Source organism: Halalkalicoccus tibetensis (genome assembly GCF_037996645.1).
Classification (GTDB): Archaea; Halobacteriota; Halobacteria; order Halobacteriales; family Halalkalicoccaceae; genus Halalkalicoccus; species Halalkalicoccus tibetensis.
This window is the reverse complement of sequence record NZ_JBBMXV010000001.1, coordinates 307,743-327,834: the sequence shown is the minus strand read 5'-3', so window position 1 is coordinate 327,834 and position 20,092 is coordinate 307,743. Positions and strand designations below refer to the sequence as shown.

Annotated in this window: 22 protein-coding genes; 10 read left to right on the top strand and 12 right to left on the bottom strand. The window is 68.0% G+C overall.

The genetic code is table 11. The features are described 5' to 3' along the window. Positions 1-20 precede the first annotated feature (20 nt). Genes WOA58_RS01905 through WOA58_RS01895 form a run of 3 tightly spaced genes read left to right on the top strand, consistent with a single transcriptional unit; the run spans position 21 to position 2,832 of the window. Positions 21-749 carry a nucleoside phosphorylase gene (locus WOA58_RS01905; protein ID WP_340602445.1) on the top strand — a complete coding sequence of 243 codons (729 nt, stop codon included), beginning with the start codon at positions 21-23 and terminating at the stop codon, positions 747-749. A 42-nt stretch (positions 750-791) separates the two neighbouring features. Beyond that, the gene (locus WOA58_RS01900; RefSeq protein WP_340602444.1) at positions 792-1,790 is read left to right on the top strand and encodes an AI-2E family transporter; all 999 of its coding nucleotides are present in this window, start codon (positions 792-794) and stop codon (positions 1,788-1,790) included. Positions 1,791-1,833: 43 nt separating this feature from the next. Next, positions 1,834-2,832, top strand: coding sequence for an AI-2E family transporter (locus tag WOA58_RS01895; RefSeq protein WP_340602442.1), 999 nt, complete (start codon positions 1,834-1,836; stop codon positions 2,830-2,832). A gap of 6 nt (positions 2,833-2,838) precedes the next feature. Here WOA58_RS01895 and WOA58_RS01890 read toward each other — a convergent pair whose 3' ends face one another. The 5 genes from WOA58_RS01890 to WOA58_RS01870 all read right to left on the bottom strand — a co-directional run bounded on the left by WOA58_RS01890 (position 2,839) and on the right by WOA58_RS01870 (position 9,320). After that, complete coding sequence (locus WOA58_RS01890; protein WP_340602441.1) at positions 2,839-3,996, bottom strand: NAD-binding protein; 1,158 nt, start codon at positions 3,994-3,996, stop codon at positions 2,839-2,841. 49 nt (positions 3,997-4,045) lie between these two features. Next, entirely contained in the window at positions 4,046-5,740 is a 1,695-nt protein-coding gene (locus WOA58_RS01885; protein WP_340602439.1) for a cation:proton antiporter, read from the bottom strand. After that, on the bottom strand, positions 5,733-7,484 hold the full coding sequence (locus WOA58_RS01880; protein WP_340602438.1) for a cation:proton antiporter: 1,752 nt from the start codon (positions 7,482-7,484) through the stop codon (positions 5,733-5,735). Before WOA58_RS01880 ends, WOA58_RS01885 begins: the two co-directional genes overlap by 8 nt. A gap of 56 nt (positions 7,485-7,540) precedes the next feature. After that, positions 7,541-7,987 carry a universal stress protein gene (locus WOA58_RS01875; RefSeq protein ID WP_340602437.1) on the bottom strand — a complete coding sequence of 149 codons (447 nt, stop codon included), beginning with the start codon at positions 7,985-7,987 and terminating at the stop codon, positions 7,541-7,543. A 115-nt stretch (positions 7,988-8,102) separates the two neighbouring features. After that, positions 8,103-9,320, bottom strand: coding sequence for a cation:proton antiporter (locus WOA58_RS01870; RefSeq protein WP_340602436.1), 1,218 nt, complete (start codon positions 9,318-9,320; stop codon positions 8,103-8,105). 130 nt (positions 9,321-9,450) lie between these two features. Here WOA58_RS01870 and WOA58_RS01865 point away from each other — a divergent pair, with 130 nt between their 5' ends. Next, positions 9,451-9,930 (top strand): cation:proton antiporter regulatory subunit, encoded by a 480-nt coding sequence (locus tag WOA58_RS01865; protein WP_340602435.1) that lies wholly within the window; start codon positions 9,451-9,453, stop codon positions 9,928-9,930. Positions 9,931-10,086: 156 nt separating this feature from the next. Here the strand turns inward: WOA58_RS01865 and WOA58_RS01860 are convergent, their stop codons facing one another. After that, positions 10,087-10,320, bottom strand: coding sequence for a TrmB family transcriptional regulator (locus WOA58_RS01860; protein WP_340602434.1), 234 nt, complete (start codon positions 10,318-10,320; stop codon positions 10,087-10,089). Between the two features lie 147 nt (positions 10,321-10,467). On the opposite strand from WOA58_RS01860, the gene WOA58_RS01855 reads away from it, so the two are divergent. Further along, a complete protein-coding gene (locus WOA58_RS01855; protein WP_340602433.1) occupies positions 10,468-10,758 on the top strand; it encodes a ubiquitin-like small modifier protein 1 in 291 nt (96 codons plus the stop codon). Here the strand turns inward: WOA58_RS01855 and WOA58_RS01850 are convergent. Beyond that, positions 10,733-11,632 (bottom strand): GNAT family N-acetyltransferase, encoded by a 900-nt coding sequence (locus WOA58_RS01850; protein WP_340602432.1) that lies wholly within the window; start codon positions 11,630-11,632, stop codon positions 10,733-10,735. The two genes, WOA58_RS01855 and WOA58_RS01850, sit on opposite strands and share 26 nt — an antisense overlap. Beyond that, complete coding sequence (gene gatD / locus WOA58_RS01845) at positions 11,623-12,873, bottom strand: Glu-tRNA(Gln) amidotransferase subunit GatD (protein ID WP_340602431.1); 1,251 nt, start codon at positions 12,871-12,873, stop codon at positions 11,623-11,625. Before gatD ends, WOA58_RS01850 begins: the two co-directional genes overlap by 10 nt. Positions 12,874-12,961: 88 nt before the next feature. Here gatD and WOA58_RS01840 point away from each other — a divergent pair, with 88 nt between their 5' ends. Continuing rightward, complete coding sequence (locus WOA58_RS01840) at positions 12,962-13,408, top strand: hypothetical protein (RefSeq protein WP_340602430.1); 447 nt, start codon at positions 12,962-12,964, stop codon at positions 13,406-13,408. Here the strand turns inward: WOA58_RS01840 and WOA58_RS01835 are convergent. Together WOA58_RS01835 and WOA58_RS01830 are read right to left on the bottom strand one after the other, a co-directional pair. Next, on the bottom strand, positions 13,405-14,058 hold the full coding sequence (locus WOA58_RS01835) for an ArsR/SmtB family transcription factor (RefSeq protein WP_340602429.1): 654 nt from the start codon (positions 14,056-14,058) through the stop codon (positions 13,405-13,407). The genes WOA58_RS01840 and WOA58_RS01835 overlap by 4 nt on opposite strands. 44 nt (positions 14,059-14,102) lie before the next feature. Continuing rightward, positions 14,103-14,735 (bottom strand): DUF1405 domain-containing protein, encoded by a 633-nt coding sequence (locus WOA58_RS01830; protein ID WP_340602428.1) that lies wholly within the window; start codon positions 14,733-14,735, stop codon positions 14,103-14,105. Positions 14,736-14,852: 117 nt separating this feature from the next. Here WOA58_RS01830 and WOA58_RS01825 point away from each other — a divergent pair, with 117 nt between their 5' ends. Both WOA58_RS01825 and WOA58_RS01820 read left to right on the top strand, forming a co-directional pair. Beyond that, positions 14,853-15,206: a DUF5802 family protein gene (locus WOA58_RS01825; RefSeq protein ID WP_340602427.1), complete on the top strand. Its 354-nt coding sequence runs from the start codon at positions 14,853-14,855 to the stop codon at positions 15,204-15,206. Between the two features lie 26 nt (positions 15,207-15,232). Further along, on the top strand, positions 15,233-16,111 hold the full coding sequence (locus WOA58_RS01820) for a Vms1/Ankzf1 family peptidyl-tRNA hydrolase (protein WP_340602426.1): 879 nt from the start codon (positions 15,233-15,235) through the stop codon (positions 16,109-16,111). Here WOA58_RS01820 and WOA58_RS01815 read toward each other — a convergent pair. Continuing rightward, entirely contained in the window at positions 16,108-17,274 is a 1,167-nt protein-coding gene (locus tag WOA58_RS01815) for an inorganic phosphate transporter (protein WP_340603114.1), read from the bottom strand. The genes WOA58_RS01820 and WOA58_RS01815 overlap by 4 nt on opposite strands. A gap of 139 nt (positions 17,275-17,413) precedes the next feature. On the opposite strand from WOA58_RS01815, the gene WOA58_RS01810 reads away from it, so the two are divergent. Continuing rightward, positions 17,414-18,427 (top strand): DUF1611 domain-containing protein, encoded by a 1,014-nt coding sequence (locus WOA58_RS01810; RefSeq protein ID WP_340602425.1) that lies wholly within the window; start codon positions 17,414-17,416, stop codon positions 18,425-18,427. After that, entirely contained in the window at positions 18,424-19,458 is a 1,035-nt protein-coding gene (locus tag WOA58_RS01805) for a dipeptide epimerase (protein ID WP_340602424.1), read from the top strand. The genes WOA58_RS01810 and WOA58_RS01805 overlap by 4 nt, the downstream gene beginning before the upstream one ends. Here the strand turns inward: WOA58_RS01805 and WOA58_RS01800 are convergent. Then, positions 19,447-19,947 carry an FxLYD domain-containing protein gene (locus WOA58_RS01800; RefSeq protein ID WP_340602423.1) on the bottom strand — a complete coding sequence of 167 codons (501 nt, stop codon included), beginning with the start codon at positions 19,945-19,947 and terminating at the stop codon, positions 19,447-19,449. The two genes, WOA58_RS01805 and WOA58_RS01800, sit on opposite strands and share 12 nt — an antisense overlap. Between the last annotated feature and the right edge of the window lie 145 nt (positions 19,948-20,092).

Sequence of the window (20,092 nt, the reverse complement as noted above, 5' to 3'; positions counted from 1 at the left end):
GCACCCCGAGACTCGCGCGTATGGCGAAACAACCACACCTCCTGGTGGAGCCGGGCGACCTCAACGACATCGCGCTGATCCCGGGCGACCCCGGCCGCGTCGACCGGATCGCCGGCCTCTGTGACTCCTCCGAGGTCGTCGCCGAGAACCGCGAGTACAAGCTCGTCAACGCCACCTACGAGGGGGTCGACCTGACGATCTGCTCGACGGGGATCGGCTGTCCCTCCGCGGCGATCGCGATCGAGGAGCTCGAACGCGTGGGCGTCGAGACGGTGATCCGCGTGGGCACGACGGGTGCGCTCCAGAGCGGCATCGAGATCGGCGACATGATCGTCGCGACGGGCGCCGCGAAGGACGAGGGTACCTCGAAGCGCTACGAGTCGGTCACCTACCCCGCCGTGCCGGATTACGACGTGCTCTCGGCGCTGGTCGACGGCGCCGAGAGCAGGGACGAGGAGGTCCACGTCGGCCCGATCGCGTCCGACGACGCCTTCTACGCCGAGACCGACGAGTACGTCGAGAACTGGGAGGAGGCGGGGATCCTCTCGGTCGAGATGGAGGCCGCCGCCGTCTTCAGCCTCGCGCGGCGCAAGGGGATGGCCGCGGGCGCGATCTGCACCGTCGACGGCAATCTCGTTGAGGGCACCCAGAAGGGCGAGACCGACGACGAGGAGCTGCCCGAGAAGGCCAAGGACAACGTCGAGCGCGCGATCGGCATCTCGCTCGACGCCGTGGTCGCGCTCTCGTAGCTCGCCGGATCGTTTTATCCCCGTTCCCGGCGTCAGTTCAGTATGGACGTGAGCAGGGGGTTCATGCTGGTCGTGATCGGCGCGCTCGGCGCGCTGTCGCTCGCGATCGCCTGGCCCTTCCTCCAGTACGTGCTGCTGGCGGTGCTGATCGCCTACCTGCTCGCGCCGGTCTACGAGCGCCTCGAGCCCCGCATCGGCGGAACCGGGGCCGCCCTCGCGCTGATGGTCGCGGCGACCGGGGCGCTGATCCTTCCATTTGCCGCGATGGTCGCCTTCGTCGGGAACGACGCGGTCGACCTGGCCCAGCGTCTGAGCGACAGCCAGGTCGACCTCGGGGGGCTGGAGGCGGCGATCGAACGGGCGACGGGTCAGGAGGTCGACCTGCCCGCCGCGCTCGGGGCGGCCGCCGAGAACTTCGCGGGCGTCTTCCTGGGCAGCGCGCCCGACCTCGTCGGCGCCTTCACCCATACGCTGCTCGGGATCGCGCTCGCGGCGTTCATGCTGTTCTTCTTCCTCCGGGACGGCCGGCGGCTCGTCGACTGGCTGTTCGAGGTGACGCCGCTGCCCGACCGGGTGCTTTCGGACCTCGCGACCCGCATCGACGATCTCATGTGGGCGGTGCTGGTGGGCCACGTGCTGGTCTCGACGATCCAGGGGTTCCTCGCCGGGATCGGGCTGTTCGCCACGGGGATCCCGAACGCCGCGTTCTGGACGCTCGCGATGGTGCTGCTCGCGCTGTTGCCGATCGTCGGCGCCTTCCTCGTCTGGGGGCCCGCGGCGGCCTGGCTCGTCCTCGCGGGGAGCCCGGTCGCGGGCGGCGCGCTGTTCGTCTACGGCGCGGTGGTCGTGAGCCTCTCCGACAACTACCTCCGACCGATCCTCGTCGACCGCCGGGCCCGGCTCAGCCCCGCGACGATCATGCTCGGGGTGGTCGGCGGGCTCTACCTGCTCGGCGTGATGGGGCTGTTCTTCGGGCCCGTGATCGTCGGCGCGTTCAAGGTCGCCGTCGAGACGTTCGACGAGCACTACGTCGACCGATAACGCAGGGTCGCGTTTTATCCGGCCGGCGGCCCCAAACGACAGTATGAACATTCGAAAGGGGTTTCTACTACTCCTCATCGGGATCCTGTCGTTACTGTCGTACTGGTTGATCGAGCCGTTCATGCAGTACTTCCTCATGGCGGGGCTGCTCGCGTTCGTGCTCTCGCCCCTCCAGAAACGCCTCGAGTCGCGCGTCGGGGCGGGGATCGCGGCCTTCCTGTTGATCCTCGGGTCGTTCGTCACGCTCGTCGTCCCCTTCGTCGTCATCGCCGCGCTCGTCGCCGACGACGCGGCCGAGCTCGCCCAGCAGGCGGGCGGGGCCGACGTCGAGTTCGGCGGGATCGAGGGGCTGATCGCACAGTACACCGGCCAGCAGATCGACATCGTCGAGCAGGCGAGCTCGTACGCCCAGGACGCCGCGGAGGTCGCACTGGGGAGCGCGGCGGGGGTTCTGGGAGCGGCCACCGACGTGGTCATCGGCCTCGCGATCGCCGTCTTCATCCTGTTCTTCCTGCTCAAGGACGGCGATTCGCTGGTCGCGTGGCTCAACACCATCATCCCGCTCCCCGAGGACGTCCGCTCGGAGCTCATGGACCGCCTTGGGGACATCACGTGGGCGGTGCTTCTGGGCCACGTCCTCGTGGCGTTCGTCCAGGGCGCGGTGGCGGGGATCGGGCTGTTCGTCACCGGGATCCCGAACGCCGCCTTCTGGACGTTCATGATGATCATCCTCGCCCTCCTCCCGGTGATCGGCGCGTTCATCATCTGGGGGCCCGCCGCGATCTATCTGGTGGCGACCGGCGAGCCCCTCTTCGGCGTCGCGCTGTTCGTCTACGGCGCGGTCGTCGTCAGCGTCACCGACGAGTTCCTCCGGCCAGTCATCGTCGACCGGTACGCGAGCATGAACCCCAGCGTCATCCTCGTGGGCGTGGTCGGCGGGCTGTATTTGGTCGGGTTCATGGGGCTGTTCATCGGTCCCGTGATCGTCGGCGCGCTGAAGGCCGTCCTCGAGGTCTTCGACGAGCACTACGACCGGCTCTGACCGGGACTACTCGTCGCCCAGCAGCCTGTCGGCGATGTCCTCGGTGTCCTCGCGTCCCAGCGCCGACTGGACCATCAGTCGCCCGCCGATGGTCGCCGGGCTGATCACGGTGTCGGCGCCCGCGCGCTTGAGCTTGATCACGTTCTCGCGATCCGTCGCCGCCGAGACGATCCGGATATCGGGGCGCAGTTGGCGGACGGTCAGCACCGTCAGCGCGTCCTCGGCGTCGGTGTTGGTCGCGACGACGACCGCCCGCGCCGCCTCGAGGCCGGCGCGCTCGATCGTCTCCTCGTCGCTCGGGTCGCCCCGAACCACGAGGAGGTCGCGGTCGGCCAGCCGGTCGGCGCGGGCCTCGTCGTCGGTGATGACGACGAAGGGCGCGCGCGTCTCGAGTTCCTGCAGGATCGGCTCGGTGAGTTCGCCGTAGCCGAGAACCAGTACGTGATCGTCCAGTGAGGCGAGTTCTGCGTCGTTCATCTTTCCGAGTGCGGAGGCGAGGCGGGCTTCGATGACGGGGCTCAGAAGGGCACCGAGCGCGACCGCGAAGCTCGCTGTGCCGACGAGGAGGACGGAGAGACCGAACAGCCGTGCCTCCTGGGTGAGCGGGGTCGCGTCGCCGTAGCCGACGGTGCTCGCGGTGACCAGCGTGAAGTAGAAGGCGTCGAGGATCGTCTCGACCTCGCCGAACTCCTCGCGCAGCGCGTAGGTCCCGAGCGTCCCGTAGGCCTGCGCGCCCACCAGCGCGAGGCCGGCGGCGATCTGCGTGTTCGAGAGCTGGAGCTCGCGGTCGAAATGGCCCCGGTTCGCGAGCAGGTTCGGCATCGCGAGCGCGGAGATCACGATCAGCGGGATCGAGAGCACGCTCGACTGGAGCAGCCCCTGGATCGCCGTCATCGGCAACAGGACGGCCGTCGACCACCAGGCGACACGGAGGCGGCCGCGGAGCCCATAGGCCGAAAGCAGCATGAGAAAGCCGGTCATCGCGCCGGTGAACCCGGCCGTCCGGTGGACGACGAGCGGGAGGTCGATCAGCTCGTAGAGCAGTCCGACCGCGGGGGCACTGATGTTCGCGATCCCGGTGACGATCGAGAGCACGGCGACGATCCCCGTCAGCGCGACCGTCAGATGGGTGCCGATCAGCCCCCAGCGTTCGCCCCACTCCATACGGGGGACGCGCACGGCGGACCCATAGCTCTCACGTTCGCGGACGGGATCACGACCTCGGGTCGGTGTCCTCGCTCATCGAGGAGAACCCCGCCTCCTCGAAGGCGTCGAGCTCCTCGAGATGTTTCCCGCGAAGGCGCTCGCGGTAGCCGGGCTCCTCGGTGACGCCGGCGACGTGCTCGAGCAGCCGGTCGGCGGCGAGTAGATCGGGAACGTTGACGTAGAGCGCGCCCCGGTCGAGCAGGTCGCCCGCCTCGTCGGCGGTCCGCGAGCGCAGGATCACGTCGGCATCAGTCTCCAGCGAGAGGATCCGATCGGAGACGCGGCGCTGGTCGACGGTGGAGACGATCAGCGAGGCCCCGTCGGCCTCGGCCTTCTCCCAGGTGTAGCGGTCCATCACGTCGCCGAAGACGTAGTTGCGACACTCGCCCTCGAGGGACTCGAACATCGTCGGGTCGTTCTCGACGACGAGGTAGTCGATCCCCCGACGCTCGCAGGTCTCGACCAGCCGCCGACCCTGCCGGCCGTAGCCGACGACGATCACGTGATCCGACAGCCCCGGTTCGACGGCGCTTCGCTGATCGGTCTTGCGGTGGCTCGCACGCGGCAGCCCGGCCCGACTCAGGAGCCCGTAGAGGCGCTCGTCGTTGCGTCGGGTGTAGGAGGCGGTGATCATCGTCACCGCGGCCGCGAGGATGATCGCGTCGAACAGCTCGGGGACGATCAACCCCGCGATGAACGCCTCGATCGCCATGATGAGCGCGAACTCGCTGGTCTGATCGAGGCTGAGGCTCGTCAGGGTCGCGGTCCGGGCGTCGTAGCCCTCCCGGAGGAACGCGACGAACGTCACGGCGGGTTTGACGACCGCGGTGAGGAAGACGAGGACGAGCGCGGCCGCGAGGACGGTCAGATCCGGCGTCCCGAGGAAGACGAGCGCGCCCAACGAGACGAAGAACACCGCGACGAAGAAGTCCTTGATCGATTCGATCCCGTTGAGCATCCCCAGGTTCCGCGTGAAGTCGCGCTTGATCGCGAGCCCGGCGGCGAAGGCGCCGACGACGATCGAGATCCCGACCAGCTCGGTGAGCGCGAGGAAGCCGATCAGGATCGAGATCGCGGTGATCATCAGCAGCTCCTGGGAGCCCTCCGCGAGTGCCGAGAGGTGATCGAACAGGTAGACGTTGATGACGTAGGCGGCCGCCAGCAGGACGACGCCGTAGCCGAGGCTCGAGGCGACCGCGTCCGCCGACGCGGTCTCGGCGCTCAGCACGAGGATCAGAAGGATCGCGAGCAGGTCCTGAACGAAGTGGACCGAGTGGGCCAGCCGGCCGTAGACGAGGTTCTGCCGGAACTCCGCCTGAAGCAGGCCGGCGCCGACGATGGTCGAGGAGAGCGCGGCGGCGACGCTGAAGTACAGCGCGTTGGTCGCGTCGAAGCCGAGCCCCAGCCCGGCGGCGAACCCGAGCGCGCCGACCACGCCGACCTGGACCGTCGTCGTGATCTCGGCATCGCGAGCGAGGGTCCGCATCGAGCCCAGATCGAGCTCGACGCCGAAGACGAACACGAGGAAGGCGATCCCCCACTGGGCGAGCTCGAGCAAGACGGGAGGATCGATGAAGAAGCCGGCGATCACCCCCGCGAGGATCAGGAACGGGACCGTCGCGAGCGAGTAGTGGTTCGCGACGAGCAGCAGTCCGCCGGCGACGACGAAGATCACCGAGAGGGCGGTCAGCAGCTCACTCATCGGCGACACCCTCCGATTCGCGTTCCGACCGGCGCAGTCGCTCGGTCATGTAGGTGTCTATCTCCTCCTCGTCGTGGCGCCGGATCCGTTCGACGTCGTCGGCGACGTACTCGCGGAACGACGCGCTGTCCTCGACGTACAGCTCGATGTACTCGCTGATCCGTTCGGCGGTCAGATGCGTGCTCATGATCACGTAGTGTGCGCCGAGATCGTAGAGCTCGCGCGCGTCGTCGATCCAGTTGGCCTCGACGAACACCGTCGTCTCCTCGGGAAGTTCCGCGAGCAGCGCCTTGTTCACCTCGGGCTGGACGGTCGAGCTCAACACGAAATCGGCACGCTTCAATCCCGCGGCCTTGCGGATCTCGCCGTGGCGGAAGTCGCCGTAGATCGCGTCGTAGCCCTCGCGTTCGAGCGCCTCGACGTGGGCGGTCTTCCTGTCGATGACGACGACGTGGCCGAACTCCTCCTCGAGGAACGGCAGCGCGCTCCTGGTGATCTCGTCGTAGCCGATCGCGACGGCGTGGTCGCGGTACTCCGGCAGCTCGACGTCGCCCTTCCCCTCGCCCTCGAAGCGCGCGAACCAGGGCTGGACCCGGGCGTAGATCGCGTGATTGTAGTTGATGATGTAGACCGAGACGCTCATCGTCAGCAGCGCCATCAGGCTCAGATAGCCGAGGATCTCGGTGCCGATGTAGCCCTGGGCGATCGCGAGCGCGCCGACGACCAGCGAGAACTCGCTGACCTGGATCATGTTGATGCTCCCGAGGAAGGAGGTCTCGACGCTGAAGTCCTCGCGGTCGATGAGGTAGAACATGATCCAGAAGTTCCCGACCATCAGCACGACCGAGGCGACGACGGCCTCGACCCAGTAGGCCAGCAGGTCGTCGGCGGCGAGGCGCAGCCCGATCGAGGCGAAGAAGACGAGGATGAAGAAGTCCGTGATGGGGCCGATGCGCTCCTCCAGCTCCTTGCTGTAGGGCAGCTGGGCGAGGCTGATCCCCGCGAGGAAGGCGCCGACCTCGACCGAGAGGTCGAGCGCCTCGGAGACGCTGATGAAGAGAAAGGCCCACGCGAGCGCGACGACGAAGAAGACGTCCTTGTTGTCGGCGATCTCGCGGAAGAGCTTCGGCAGGAGGTAGCGCGAGGAGGCGACCGAGAAGACGCCGATCAGGCCGATCAGTGCGGTGATCGTCGCGAGGGTGATGCCGGCCTCGCTGGCGCTGTCGAGCTGGCCCGCGCCGAGCATCGCGAGGACGAACACCAGGTAGATGTCCTGGACGATCAGGACCCCGACGTCGATCTTGCCCGGCAGCGCGGTGATCTCGTCCTTGTCGGTGAGGATCTTGACGATGATCGGGGTCGCGCCGAAGACGGTCGCGAGCGCGATGATGCCCGTCTCGACCAGGGTGAACCCGAGGACGTAGGCGACCGCGAAGGCCAGCGCGGTCTGGAGGATCGTCTGCCAGACCGCGATGTTGACGATCGGACGCAGGATCTCCTTGACGTCGTCGAGGCGCATCTTGATCCCCAGCAGGAACAGGAGGAAGCCCAGGCCGAGCTCGGCCATGAGCTCGACGAGCCCCTCCTCGGTGACGACGTCGAGGAAGACGGGCCCCAGCAGCAGCCCCGTCAGGATATACGCGATGATGGTCGGCTGGCCGGTCTGCTTGGCCAGGAAGCCGATGACCGTCGCCGTGACGACGATGATCGCGAAGTCGGCCGCGAGCGCGATCTGCGTGACCATCAATAGGGAGTCGTCTTATCGACGGAGCACGGGGAATAAATCAGTTGTCGTTCCGGTTAGTCCGGCCCGGAGAGGGACTCGTCGGGGCGGACGGTCAGCACGTCCGCCGGCGCCTCGTTGACGACGAACTTCGAGACCGTTCCCAGCAGCTTGTCCGTCGGGTCGTCGGCCCCGGTCGAGCCGATGACGATCAGATCGATCCCGTGCTCCTCGGCGTAGTCGGCGATCGTCGACCGGGGAACGCCCGGTTCGACGGTCGTCGTCGTCTCGACCTCCCCGTTTGCGGCTCGTTTCTCAACCCCTTCGACGACTTCGCGTCCCCGATTCAGCTCCTCCGAGACCTTCTCCTCGATCCCCTTCGTTTCCGGATCGTCCCGAGTCCGTTCAACAACGTAGAGGACGTGCAGCGTCGCCCCGAACGTATCGGCGACGGCGATCGCACGGTCCGAGGCCAGTTCCGCGTTATCGCTGCCGTCCGTCGGGAGGAGTATCGTGTCGTACATGGCACCGAGATGTGGTCGGTATCCCGTCGGCGTGGCTACCGTTTGGATGTTCGGCCGGCATTTCAAGGCGCGAGAGCAGTACGGTCCGGGATCCGTCCTCGGAGACGTGGGGAGCTTAGTCGGCCGGGACTTCGTCCGAGGAACGGGCAACGACCAGCTCCTCGAAGACACCGGAGTAACGCATCAGCGTCGTCCCGAGGATACTCATCACGAGGACGTAGCCGACGGCGAACGCCTGGATCGTGGCCGCCATTTCCGCGGGGAGCGTCACGCCCGCGCCGCCGACGGCGACGGTCGCGATGATCAGCGAGAACTCCCCGCGGGTGACCATCCCCAGCCCGACGCGGGTCGAGCGCCGTTCGTCGAGGCCGTAGACCCGCCCACCGAGGTAGCCGCTGACGAGCTTCGTCGGCGTCGTGAGCAGGACGGCGAGCGCGACGAGGCCGGCGACCGCCGGAAAGAGCGCGGGGTCGGTGACGAGACCGATCCAGAAGAAGAAGACCGCGGCGAAGGTGTCGCGGATCGCCTCGAGATTGTGTTCGAGCTCGTCGACGTAGTCGGTCGAGCTGAAGGCCATCCCGATGAAGAAGGCCGCGACTGCCTCGCTGACCCCGGCGGCGAGCGCCGCGCCCGCGACGAGGACGGTGATTCCGATCGCCCGAAGGACGAAGAACTCGTTGGACTGGGTGCGAAGCGCGCGCTCGAACCAGGCGGTGCCGAAGTAGACGAGCAGGAGGAGCACGAGGATGAACGCGAAGGCGATCCCGACGGACTCGACGGCCTCGCCGACGTCGCCGCCGCCCAACACGAGCGCCGAGACCACAGCGAGGTAGATCGCGATGAAGAGGTCCTCGTAGACGAGCGTCCCCAGCATGGGATCGCTCTCGCTGTTGGCGATCCAGCCGAGGTCGATCAGCGACTTCGTGATGATCGCCGACGAGGAGATGTAGACGATCCCGGCGACGAGGACGGCCGGGAGGAGCGCGTCGAAGACGACGTAGCCCAACACGAGCCCGATCCCGAAGTTGATGACGAGGTCGATGGTGCCTGCTCTACCGATCCGTTCCTTGCTCTCGAGCAGCCGGTCGAGATTGAACTCCAGGCCGAGGAAGAAGAGGAGAAAGACGATCCCGAGCTCGGCGCCGATCTCGACGAACGTCGTCTCCTCGACGAACGGGAGGCCGAGCTCCCCGAGGACGTGCGGGCCGAGCAGCATGCCGATCAGGATGTAGAAGGGGATAACGGACTGGTCGAGGCGCTTCGCGACGACGCCCATCGCGGCGACCGCGGCGAACATGATCCCCACGTCGAGGAGGTGGTTCTCGACGGCCATACTCAGCGGATCGGGCGGCGACGTGTGCTCGGCCTACGATGCATGTCTATTCGATGCGAGAGGCCGGGGAATAGCCTTTCCATCCGCCCGAGGGTTTCACCTTTATACGAGCGAAGCCGAAAGTCCGTGTATGGACGTTTCGGAAACCGATCTCCCAGGGGTCGGCAAGCGCTTCGAGGTCACGCTCGAGGAGGGGGGCGTCGCCGTCGTGATCATCCACAACAGCGGCCGGCGCGAGCTCTTCTACCGGGAGTCGCCGGACGCCGACGGGGAGGAGATGCTCGACCTGACCGACCAGGAATCGCGGATCGTCGGCTCGATCCTCGAAGGGGCCTACTTCCAACCCGTTCGCACGAAATCGCCCGAAACGATGCTCGGCGAGGGCGTCATTCTCGAGTGGTACACCCTCGCCGAGGACGACCCGATCATCGGGCAGACCCTCGCGGAGGCGGACATCCGCGAGCGAACCGGCGCGACGATCATCGCCGTCGAGCGCGGCGAGGAGTGCGTCGCCAGTCCGGAGGCCGATTTCATCCTTCAGACCGACGACATCGTCGTCGCGGTCGGGACCCGCGAGAACCAGAGCGAGCTCGAGGCGCTGCTCAAGTAGCGGCCGCGTTCGCCGAAGGGCGCCCTCGTCGGTCCTCCGTCGGATGGACGCACCACTCGTGGAAACGTGAGTTCGGGAGTAGAAGGGCCGCGTTCGTGTTTCGGAGTGGTTCGAATCGGCTCCCGGCTCGAAGGTCGGGGTCGTTCGTACGCTCGATCAGGCCGCGACCGTGTAGCGCTCGCCCTCGCGGTCGACGAGGCCCTCACCCGAGAGGGTCTCGAGCACCGGGAACAGCGCGAGCTGCTTCATGCCCAGCGAGGACTGAAGCTCCTCGACGGTCGCCTCGCCGGCGGTGTGCAGGTAGAGGTAGACGAGCTTCGAACTGGCCGACTGGATCTCGGCCGGGATCTCGGTTCGGTCGTGATCGTGGGTGAGTGCTGCCGTGCTCATACTCGAGTGATATTCGTCATTCAATATAAACTTACCCCCTATATCGGATAATCCATAGGTGTGTTATATAATGTCATAATGTGGCGTGATGGCGTGTGACGAGGTCGCGAGCGGAACGCTCATCCTCCCCGAGCGGGGAGACGGGGTATGGAGTGGAAACTGTTCGCCGATCTGGCGGAGCTGGCCGGCGGGAAGCGCGTTGCGGTCGACGCTGGGCCCGGCGACACCGTCGGGGAGGCCCTGGAGGCGCTGCTGGACTCCCATCCGGCCCTCGAGGAACGGGTGCTGGACGACGAGGGCGAGCTCGAGGAGCACATCAACCTGCTTCGCAACGGGTCGAACGTCTTCACCCAGGAGTCGGGGCTCGATACCGAGCTCGAGTCGGGCGACGAGCTCGCGCTGTTCCCCCCGGTCAGCGGCGGGTCCGGTCGGCAGTGAGGTCGGCCGCGAACACGAAGTCGGGCTCCTCGGAGGCGCCGGCCCGCAGGTAGGCGGCGTCCGAGACGTGCTCGGTCGTCTCGGGGATCCACACCCGCGTGCGATCGGCGCCGAGAGCCGCGGCGTCCCGGGCGATCGCGGCGAACAGCGCCCGGGCGGCCTCGAGGTCGTCCCAGGCGCCGACCCCGTACTCGGCCCAGCGCTCGGTCCCGTCCTCGCCCTCGCGCTCGTAGTCGCGAACCCGATAGCTCATCGCCCTGAGTCCGTCGTCGCGCACCGCGAAGACCGCGGTCTCCTCGGCCGCCCGGCGGAGGTCCTCGCGGGTGAGCTCCGAGAGCGCCCACGACTCCTCCAGGTCGAGCGCGAGCCCCGTCAGGTGACGGCGGGCGTCGCTGTCGGCCCAAGCGTGCCACGCGTCGTCCGGCTCGGCCGTGACCCTGAGCTCGGGCTCGACATCGGGATCCGGCGCGGGCGTCGCCCAGCGAAGCTCCGTCGCGGGGTCGAAGCCGATGCTCCGCGAGAGTCCCAGGCTGGGGACGTTCCACGAGAACACCATGCTCCGGGCGACGAGCGCGCCCTGCTCGCGCGCCCAGTCGAACAGCGCGTGGGTGATCCGGCGGGCGACGCCCTCGCCGCGGTACTCGGGGTGGACGCGCATCCCCTGACACCACGCCTCGGTGTCCGAGAGCATCGTACACTGGGCGACACCGGCGATCTCCCCGCCCGCCTCGGCCACGAGGGTGTGGTTCTCGCCCTCGATCCACTCGGGGTAGATATCGGGCAGGTAGTCGCCGGCCTCCCGGTCGGGCCAGGTGTTCCTGGTGAACGCGGCGACGGCCTCGTGGTCCTCCAGCCGGGCCTCCCTCAGTTCCATGGGACGGATCGTTCCGTGAGCTCGCCCGCGATCGACTCCCGCAGCAGCTCCTCGGCCTCCGTAGCGGACCCCGCGTTCGCGAGCGCCCACATGAGTTTGACCTTCGCGGTACCCGGCAGGGTGTCGCCGGCCTCGATCACGCCCGCCTCGAGGAGGTCTCGGCCGGTGTCGTAGACCCGGTCACAGACCCGTCCTTCGAGACACTGGCTGGTCATCACGACCGGCGTCCCCGACTCGACCAGTTCGGCGATCCGGGGGATCCAGTCGGTGTGGACGTGGCCCAGCCCGGTGCCCTCGATCACGAGCCCCGCCGCGTCCTCGTAGGGCGCGAGCGCCTCGGGACCCATCCCGGGGGTGTACTTCAGCAGTCCGACGTCGGCTTCGAGGGCGGGCGAGAGCGAGAGCTCGCGATCGCCCCGCGTCGCGTGCTCCCGGCGGACCGAGACCTCACGGTTCGCGTAGTCGATCTCCGCGAGCGGCTCCCTCCCTATCGTCTCGAAGGCGTCCCGCCGAGACGTGTGGTTCTTCCTGACCCGGGTGCCGCGATGCAGCGCACAGCGGTCGTCGGACCCGGTGGCGTGCATGCAGACGAGCACCTCCGCGAGGTCGCTTTTGGCGGCCTCGACGGCACAGACCGCGTTCATCACGTTGTCCGAGGAGGGTCGATCCGCCGAGCGCTGGCTGCCGGTGAAGACCACCGGCACGGGGGTGTCGAGCATGAACGAGAGCGCCGACGCGGAGAACTGCATCGTGTCGGTGCCGTGCATGACGACGACGCCGTCGGCACCGTTCTCGATCTCCTCGTGGACGGCCTCCGCGAGCTCGCGCCAGACCGCGGGGGTCATGTTCTCCGAGAGGATGTTCGTGACCACCCGCCCCCGGTAGTTCGCGAGGCCGGCCAGATCCGGTACCGCGCGGAGCACGTCCTCGGCGTCGAACTGCGCCGTGACCGCGCCGGTGCGGTAGTCGACCGTCGAGGCGATCGTGCCTCCGGTACTGATCAGCGAGACGGTAGGAAGCTCCTCGTCGAACTTGACTTCCGACTCCTCGTCGGTGCTTCCCTCGCCGATCTCGTAGACGTCGGTCTCGAGGGTCTCGACGTCGGCTCCCTCGCGATCGATCCCGACGTTGTACCCGCCGTCGAGCTTGAGGACGAGGTGGTCCTCGTTCGAGGAGGGCAGGAGGACGCCCTCGTAGGTCGTGTCGGCCCGCCTCGCACGGACGCGGTCGCCTGCGTTCATGCGGGGGAATTCCCGCCGGTCGGACTTCAATGCATCCGTTTCGCCGACCCGCCGAAAGGTCCTTTGTCGTAGGGGAAGGAGGGGTGGTATGGCGGAGCGAACCGATCAGCTGACCGAGACCCGAAGCGAGGACCACGAGGTCGACCTCGGCGAGTCCTCGGAGCGCTCCCGAGGCCGGGTTCGCGAGCGCGCCGGAACGCTGTTCTCGCCCAAGCGGTTCCTCCTCGCGCTCGTGCTCGTCCTCGCGGGCACCCTCGTCGGCGGGGCGACGATCCCGGTGATGGGCGGCGTTCTGGGCGCGTTCGTCGGCGCCTTCCTGTTGGGTGCCGCGAGCGAGACCCGTCCCATGGCGGAGGCCGGCGTCGCGGGCGCGGCGGTGCTGGGGCTCTCGACGGCGTTCGACTACCTCGTCTGGGTCGTCGTCGGCAGCGGACTAACGATCGCGGCGCTCGGGGCGGTCTTCGGGCTGGTGGTCTGTGCGCTCGGCGCGTACTTCGGCTCCGATCTACGCGACGGGCTGACCCGCGAGATCTAATCGAGCGCCCAGCCGTCGTCGGTCCGCCGGATGACCCCGTGATCCGAGAGCACCGACAGCGCGTCCTCGGCGACCGGTTCGGGCAGGTCGGCCTGCTCCGCGATCGTACCCGTGTCAGTGGCCCCGTTGTCGAGCGCCGAGAGCACCGCCGCGTACAGCCGGCTGTTCTCCCCGTCGCCGATCGCCTCGCTGATGCGCTCGTGGGCGTCGGCGATGCGGCCCTGGACCCACCGCTGGGCCAGCGAGAGTTCGTCTTCGAGTTCCTCGAGCTTGCGGAGCTCGCCGGCTAGGTCACAGACGTCGCCGCCGTCGGCCGCGGCGACGTTGATCGTGAGATGGCTACAGGAGCTCTTCATGTCGAGGCTCGAGCTGGCGGGATACGCGCTTTTCGAGGCGTAGCCGTAGGGGGAGACGCTGACCTCGAGCCGGAGGTTGCGCGCGATGTGGAAATACTTGCGGCGTTTGTCGTCGACCCGGCTCTCGACGACCCCCGCCTCCTCGAGCTTGCGGAGGTGGTCGATCACCGCCTTGGGGCTGACGCCGAGGTAGTCGGAGATCTCCGTGACGTAGCAGGGCTTGTGTGAGAGAAGCCGAAGGATCCGCCGTCGGTTCTCGTTCCCGAGGAGATCCAGCAACGCCGCGGAGTCCATCTATCCGGCGGTAGGCGACGGGAACGGAAAAGCGTGTCTCCCCATCAGCTTGAATGGCTTGCATCTGCAGGCTCCAGTCGATCGAACACCCGCGAGGCGAGCCACACCGAGAGCAGCGAGAGCCCGACGGTGGCGACCGGCAGCAGAAGCCCGGGCTCGTAGCGAAGCGGCGGGTGGTAGCCGAGCAGGTAGTCGAAGGCGTCGTTCGCGAGCAGGAGGACGAGCGAGAGCGCGAGCGCACCCCGAGTGGTCCGCCCGTAGTGAGGGAGCAGGTAGGCCTCGAGGACAAACGCCAGATGCGTGATCACGATGAACCAGTAGTCGTAGAGGTCGGGGAAGTAGTGGGTGAAGCCGAGGTTGAGCGCGAGGGCCGTCCAGAGCCCGTACTTGACGAGCCAGACGAACGCCAGCGTGTGGAGGTAGGCCAGCGCACGGTTGTGGGGGACCTCGTCGAGGGGGTTCCCGAGGTTCGCGAGCAGCGTGGTCAGCGAGAGCGTGACGAGGAGGAGTGCGGCCGGCGAGTCGAGGTAGAACGGCCAGAGGAAGGTGTGGACCGCGGGCATCGTCTCGACGTAGAACCGGACGCCGACGAGCAGGGCGAGGACGTTCACCAACAGCAGCCACAGCAGGCTCGGGGCGTTCTCGAGGTAGTAACGGGCGTACCGCCGCGGGATCATCGTTCGACGGGGCGTGCGCCACCGACAAAGCACTGGCGCTGTCCTCGCCGTGCGGTTCGATATAAACATGTCGCAAAGGCGTTATATACTCCGAAGTAGAATATGACATCGAATAGCATGTTTGAGACATTCTCCCGCAGCTACTACGTCGGGCGGCTGTTCGTCGAACCGTACGACGGAGAGCACGCGGCGCTGTGCCGCGAGCAACACGAGCTGGTGAACGAGCAGCTGTACGCCGACGGGTCGGGGATCGAGCGCCTCGATCACCCGCTCGTGATGAAGCTCGCCCAGCAGCACTTCGCGGTCCACGGCGAGGACGGCGTGCCCGAACACACCCTGATGGTCCCGCGCGAACGGATCGACTCCACCGACGCCGACGCGCTCCCCGCCCCCCGGGAGGTGTTGCTGGCGAAGGCCGACCGCGCCTCCCAGCTGCTCGATATCGTTTCGGCGGGACGGGCCGGAAGATAAAAGCGCGCCGGCGCCCGCCCTCCGGTATGCTCGACGACCTGCTCGGCCGGAGCGAGCTCAAGGAGCGCATCGCCGAACTCGAGGCGGAACGCGACCGCCTCGAGGAGCGCTTCGAGGCCGAGCGCGAGCGCCGCCGCGAGGCCGTGCGGGACAGACAGGGGGCCGAGGAGCGCGAGAACCGCCTCGAGAACCGTATCAGCGACCTCGAGGGTCGGCTCGACCGAACCGACGAGGAGCCGGGGCTCGACTTCCGCGGCGTCGAGACGCTTCGCGGCGAGCGCCTCCGGGAGGTGCTCTCGCGGCTCGATAGCCTCCGGACGAGCGAGGAGGGCGTGCTGACGGCGATGGTCGACGACGACGTCCCCGAGGAGGTCGAGGCGGCGTTCGGCGAGCGCGCCCCGCTCGTCTCGCGGGCCAGCCCCTGTCTCGCGGTGGCCGACGACGCCGGCCTCGTGAGCGTGGCCCTTCGGGCGCCGCTCGCGCCCGACCCGTTCTCGACGTGGAGCGACAGCGTGGACCTCGAGTTCGGCTGGTTCCTCCCGGAGGGCGAGTTCGCGTTCGCGCTCGTTCGCTCGGACCTCTTCGCGATGGGGGAGTACCGGGGGCACGAGCGGGTGGCGTTTCGCGCCTTCGAGAGCGACGTCAAGGGCGACCACTCGAAGGGCGGGTTCTCGCAGGGGCGCTTCGAGCGCCGCCGGGACGACCAGATCGCGGAGCACCTCGGGAAGTGTCGCGAGGCGATCGCCGAGGCCGGCCCCGAGCGGCTGATCGTCGTCGGCCAGCGCACCCTGTTGAAGGAGTTCGACGCCGACGCGACGCGGGCGGTCGACGCGACGGGTGACCCCGAGGACGCCCTCGAAGAGGCGCTCGGTGATTTCTTCACGAGCCGCCTATATCGGCTTTAGACCAGCGGGACGACGGAGAAGAAGAGATAGGACAGCCCCGCCGCGAACGACGGGCCGATGATCCACAGCGAGACGAACCGGGCGACCGCCCGCGGGTTGACGAGGTCGGCACCCTCGGTGAGCTCCTCGGGACGCTCCTCGCCCATCCGGGGGACGTCCGAGGGCGCTTCGGCCGTCAGCGCGTTCATCGAGAGCTCGACGTCGGCCTCGCCGCGGGCGATGTCGCCGACCGTGGCGGTCCGGCTCGCGCGCCCCCAGCCCAGCCCGACGATCGTCATCACGGTCGCCATCACGAGGCTGATCGGGATGCCGAGCCACGAGAGGAACGTCGTGATCGTCGAGGCCACCAGCGCGACGATCAGCGCGGCCAGCAGCGGGAGTTCGGTGAGGTCGTTGCCGACCGAGTCCATCGTCCGCCGGGCGATGGTGAACGCGCCGAGCCCGATCGCGAGCGTCGCGAGGGCGATCCCGACGTTCACGTCGAGTGCGCCGCTGCCTACGAGCGGCGCGACGGCGTTCGCGACGTTCGAGGCGCCCGCGCTGAAGGCCATGTAACAGCAGATGAGCAGGATCCCGACCGTCGTGACCAGTTCGCGGGACGTCGTGTTCGGCCCGAGGGCGGGCTGTGGAAGCGATCCCGAGCGATCGAGGACGAGCAGCGCGCCCGGCGAGCGGTCGACCTTCACGTAGCGGTCGAGATACGGGTAGAGGTATCGCCCGACGACGCCGCCGATCCAGAAGGCGACCACGGGCGTGACGACCCACCAGGAGACGATCCGACCCATCGTCGCCCAGTTGAGCGTCCCGGTCGCGAGGCCGACGCCGGCGATCGATCCCACGGCGGTCATCGAGGTCGGCACGGGTACCCCGAAGACGTTCGCGACGAGGATGCCCAGCCCGATGAAGAACAGCACGGCGATCGAGACCTCGAGGGTGAACACCGACGCGGGGACGATCCCCTCCCCGAGCGTGTCGATGACGTTCCGGCCGACCGTCCACCCGCCGACGAAGACGAAGACGGTCATGATCGCCGCCGCGCCGGTCTTGCTGACGACGCCCGCGCCGACCGCGGGCCCCCAGGCGATCCCGGTCGAGGAGCCGCCGATGTTGAACCCGACGAAGACGGCCACGAGGACACCGAGAGCGAGGACCTCCATAACTATATGGTAAGTTATGTGTCTCCTGCGAAAATGATTTTCGTCATGATCACGTGGATGCGGGGAGGGCTTGCGGCCATCGTTCGTCCGTCCCTATCCCGACCGGCATCTAAAGGGTTAACATCCAGTTGTGCCTCCACCCCGTATGGAAGTCGCGGTTCTCGCACACGAGAAGTTCCCGGAGCGCGCGAAAACGGCCGTCGGCGTCATCCGCTACGGCGATTACGACGTTACTGCCGTCCTCGATCGCGAGCGCGCCGGCGGGCAGGTCGCCGAGTACGTCCCCGGGGCCCCGGACGCCCCGATCGTCGAGGGGATGGACGACGTCGAGGAGGCCGACGCCCTCCTGATCGGGATCGCTCCGATCGGCGGCGGGTTCGAGGAGAGCTGGCGCGAGGACGTCGAGAACGCCCTCTCGCGGGGCTGTGACGTCATCTCGGGGCTGCACTACTTCCTCTCGGAGGACCCCGAGTTCGTCGAGCTGGCCGAGGAGAACGACTGCGAACTGTGGGACGTCCGCAAGCCCGACGACGACCTCACGGTGAGCCAGGGAGTAGCGAAGGAGGTCGACGCCGAGGTGATCCTGACGGTGGGGACGGACTGTTCGGTGGGGAAGATGACCGTCTCGCTCGAACTCGCGCGCGCCGCCCAGGAGCAGGGGGTCGACGCCGCGTTCATCCCCACCGGTCAAACGGGGATCATGATCGAGGGCTGGGGCAACCCGATCGACCGCGTCGTCTCGGACTTCACCGCGGGCGCCGTCGAGGAGATGATCCTCGAGAAGGGCGACGAGCACGACTACCTGTTCGTCGAGGGCCAGGGGACGATCATCCATCCCGCCTACTCGGCGGTCACGTGTGGAATCCTCCACGGCGCGATGCCCGACCAGCTCGTGCTCTGTCACGCCGCGGGCCGCGAGGCCATCCACGGCTACGAGGAGTTCGAGATCCCGCCGATGGAGGAGTACGTCGACCTCTACGAGGGGCTGGCCGCCCCGGTCCACGGGACGGAGGTCGCCGCGGGCGCGCTCAACACGGTCGACATCGTCGACGAGGGCCCCGCCCGCGACGCGATCGACGAGTACGGCTCGGATCTGGGCGTGCCGGCGACGGACCCGGTCCGCTTCGGGGCCGACGAGCTGCTGGAGGCGTTGTTGTGACGCTCGAAACGGGGTTCGAGCGGGTCACCCTGCCCCTGGAGTTCCCCTTCACCATCGCGCGCGGCACGACCGAGGAGACCGAGAACGTGATCGTCCGGGTGGGCGACGGCGAGCACATCGGGATCGGCGGGGCCGCCCCCTCCGCGCACTACGGCGAGACGGCCGCCACCGTCGAGGCCGTCCTGCCCGACCTCCTCGCAGTCGTCGAGGAGGTGGGCGACCCCCATCAGCTCGCACGGATCGAACGCCGAATGGTCGAGCGGGTGAACCTGAACCCCGCCGCACGGTGTGCGGTGTCGATCGCGCTGCACGACCTCGTCGCCAAGCGCCTGGATCTGCCGCTGTATCGCTATTGGGGCTTCGATCCCGAGGAGGTGGTCGAGACCTCCTACACGATCGGGATCGACGAGACGGGGGCGATGCGCGAGAAGACCGCGACCGCCCGCGAACGGGGCTACTCCACGTTGAAGATCAAGCTCGGGACGGGACGGGACGAGGAGATCATCGAGACGATCAGGGACGAGGCGCCCGACGCGACGATCCGGGTCGACGCCAACGAGGCGTGGTCGCCCCGCGAGGCCGTCCGGAAAATCGACGCACTCGCGGAGTACGGCGTGGAGTTCGTCGAGCAGCCCGTCCCCGCCGGGAACCCCGAGGGGATGCGCTTCGTCCGCGAGCGCTCGGCGCTACCGATCGCGGCCGACGAGTCCTGCGTGACGCTCGACGATATCTCCCGAGTCGCCGAGATCGCCGACATCGCGAACGTCAAGCTGATGAAATGTGGGGGCCTGCGCGAGGCCCGCGCGATGTTCGCGGCGGCCCGCGCCCACGGGTTGGAGACGATGCTCGGCTGCATGACCGAGTCGAACGCCTCGATCGCGGCGGCGTGTCACCTCGCGCCGCTGCTCGACTACGCCGACCTCGACGGCTCGCTGCTGCTCGCGGAGGACCCATACGACGGCGTCCCGCTTTCCGAGGGGGAGATCGACCTCGCGGGCGTCGGGCGCGGGACCGGCGTCTCAGTCCGGTAGGCCCACGGCCGCGATGTCGTAGTCCGCGATGTCCTCGGGCGATTCGAGCAGGACCACCTCGAAGGCCCACTCCGAGCCCCCTTCGAGATCGCTGACCGAATCGAGGTACAGCCCCAACTGTTCGCCCTCGTCGTTGTAGACGCGCACGCGAGCCTCGGCGCTGTCGAGGCGCTCGTCGCCGTCGTTTTCGGCCGTCCCCTGGACCGTCGAGCCGGTGTAACCCTCCTCGAAGACGAACCCGTGCTCGACCAACGAGAGCGCGTCAAGCGGGGCGAGATCGGCCTGTGGCGTCTGCTCGGCCATCGACTCGGCGGCCGTCGTCTCCTCGGCGGTCCGCTCCTCGCCGTCGATCTCGCCGGGAACATCGCCGGACTCATAGGCCGGCTCGGAGCTCGACCCCGAGCCCAGACAGCCCGCGACACCGATTGCAGCGCCCGATCCGAGCGTGGCCAGCAGTCGTCGGCGCCCGATCCCCTCGTCCCGATCCATATTACCGACCACCCGTTCGGTCGCGAACGACCTTCGAACTCATACACTGGAGTGGTCGCAACGAGCGCGCTTCAATCTGGTCCTTGATAACCGAACCGGGCGTCCTCGGCCGCGTTCGCATCCCGATCCGAAAGGGCTCCCGAGG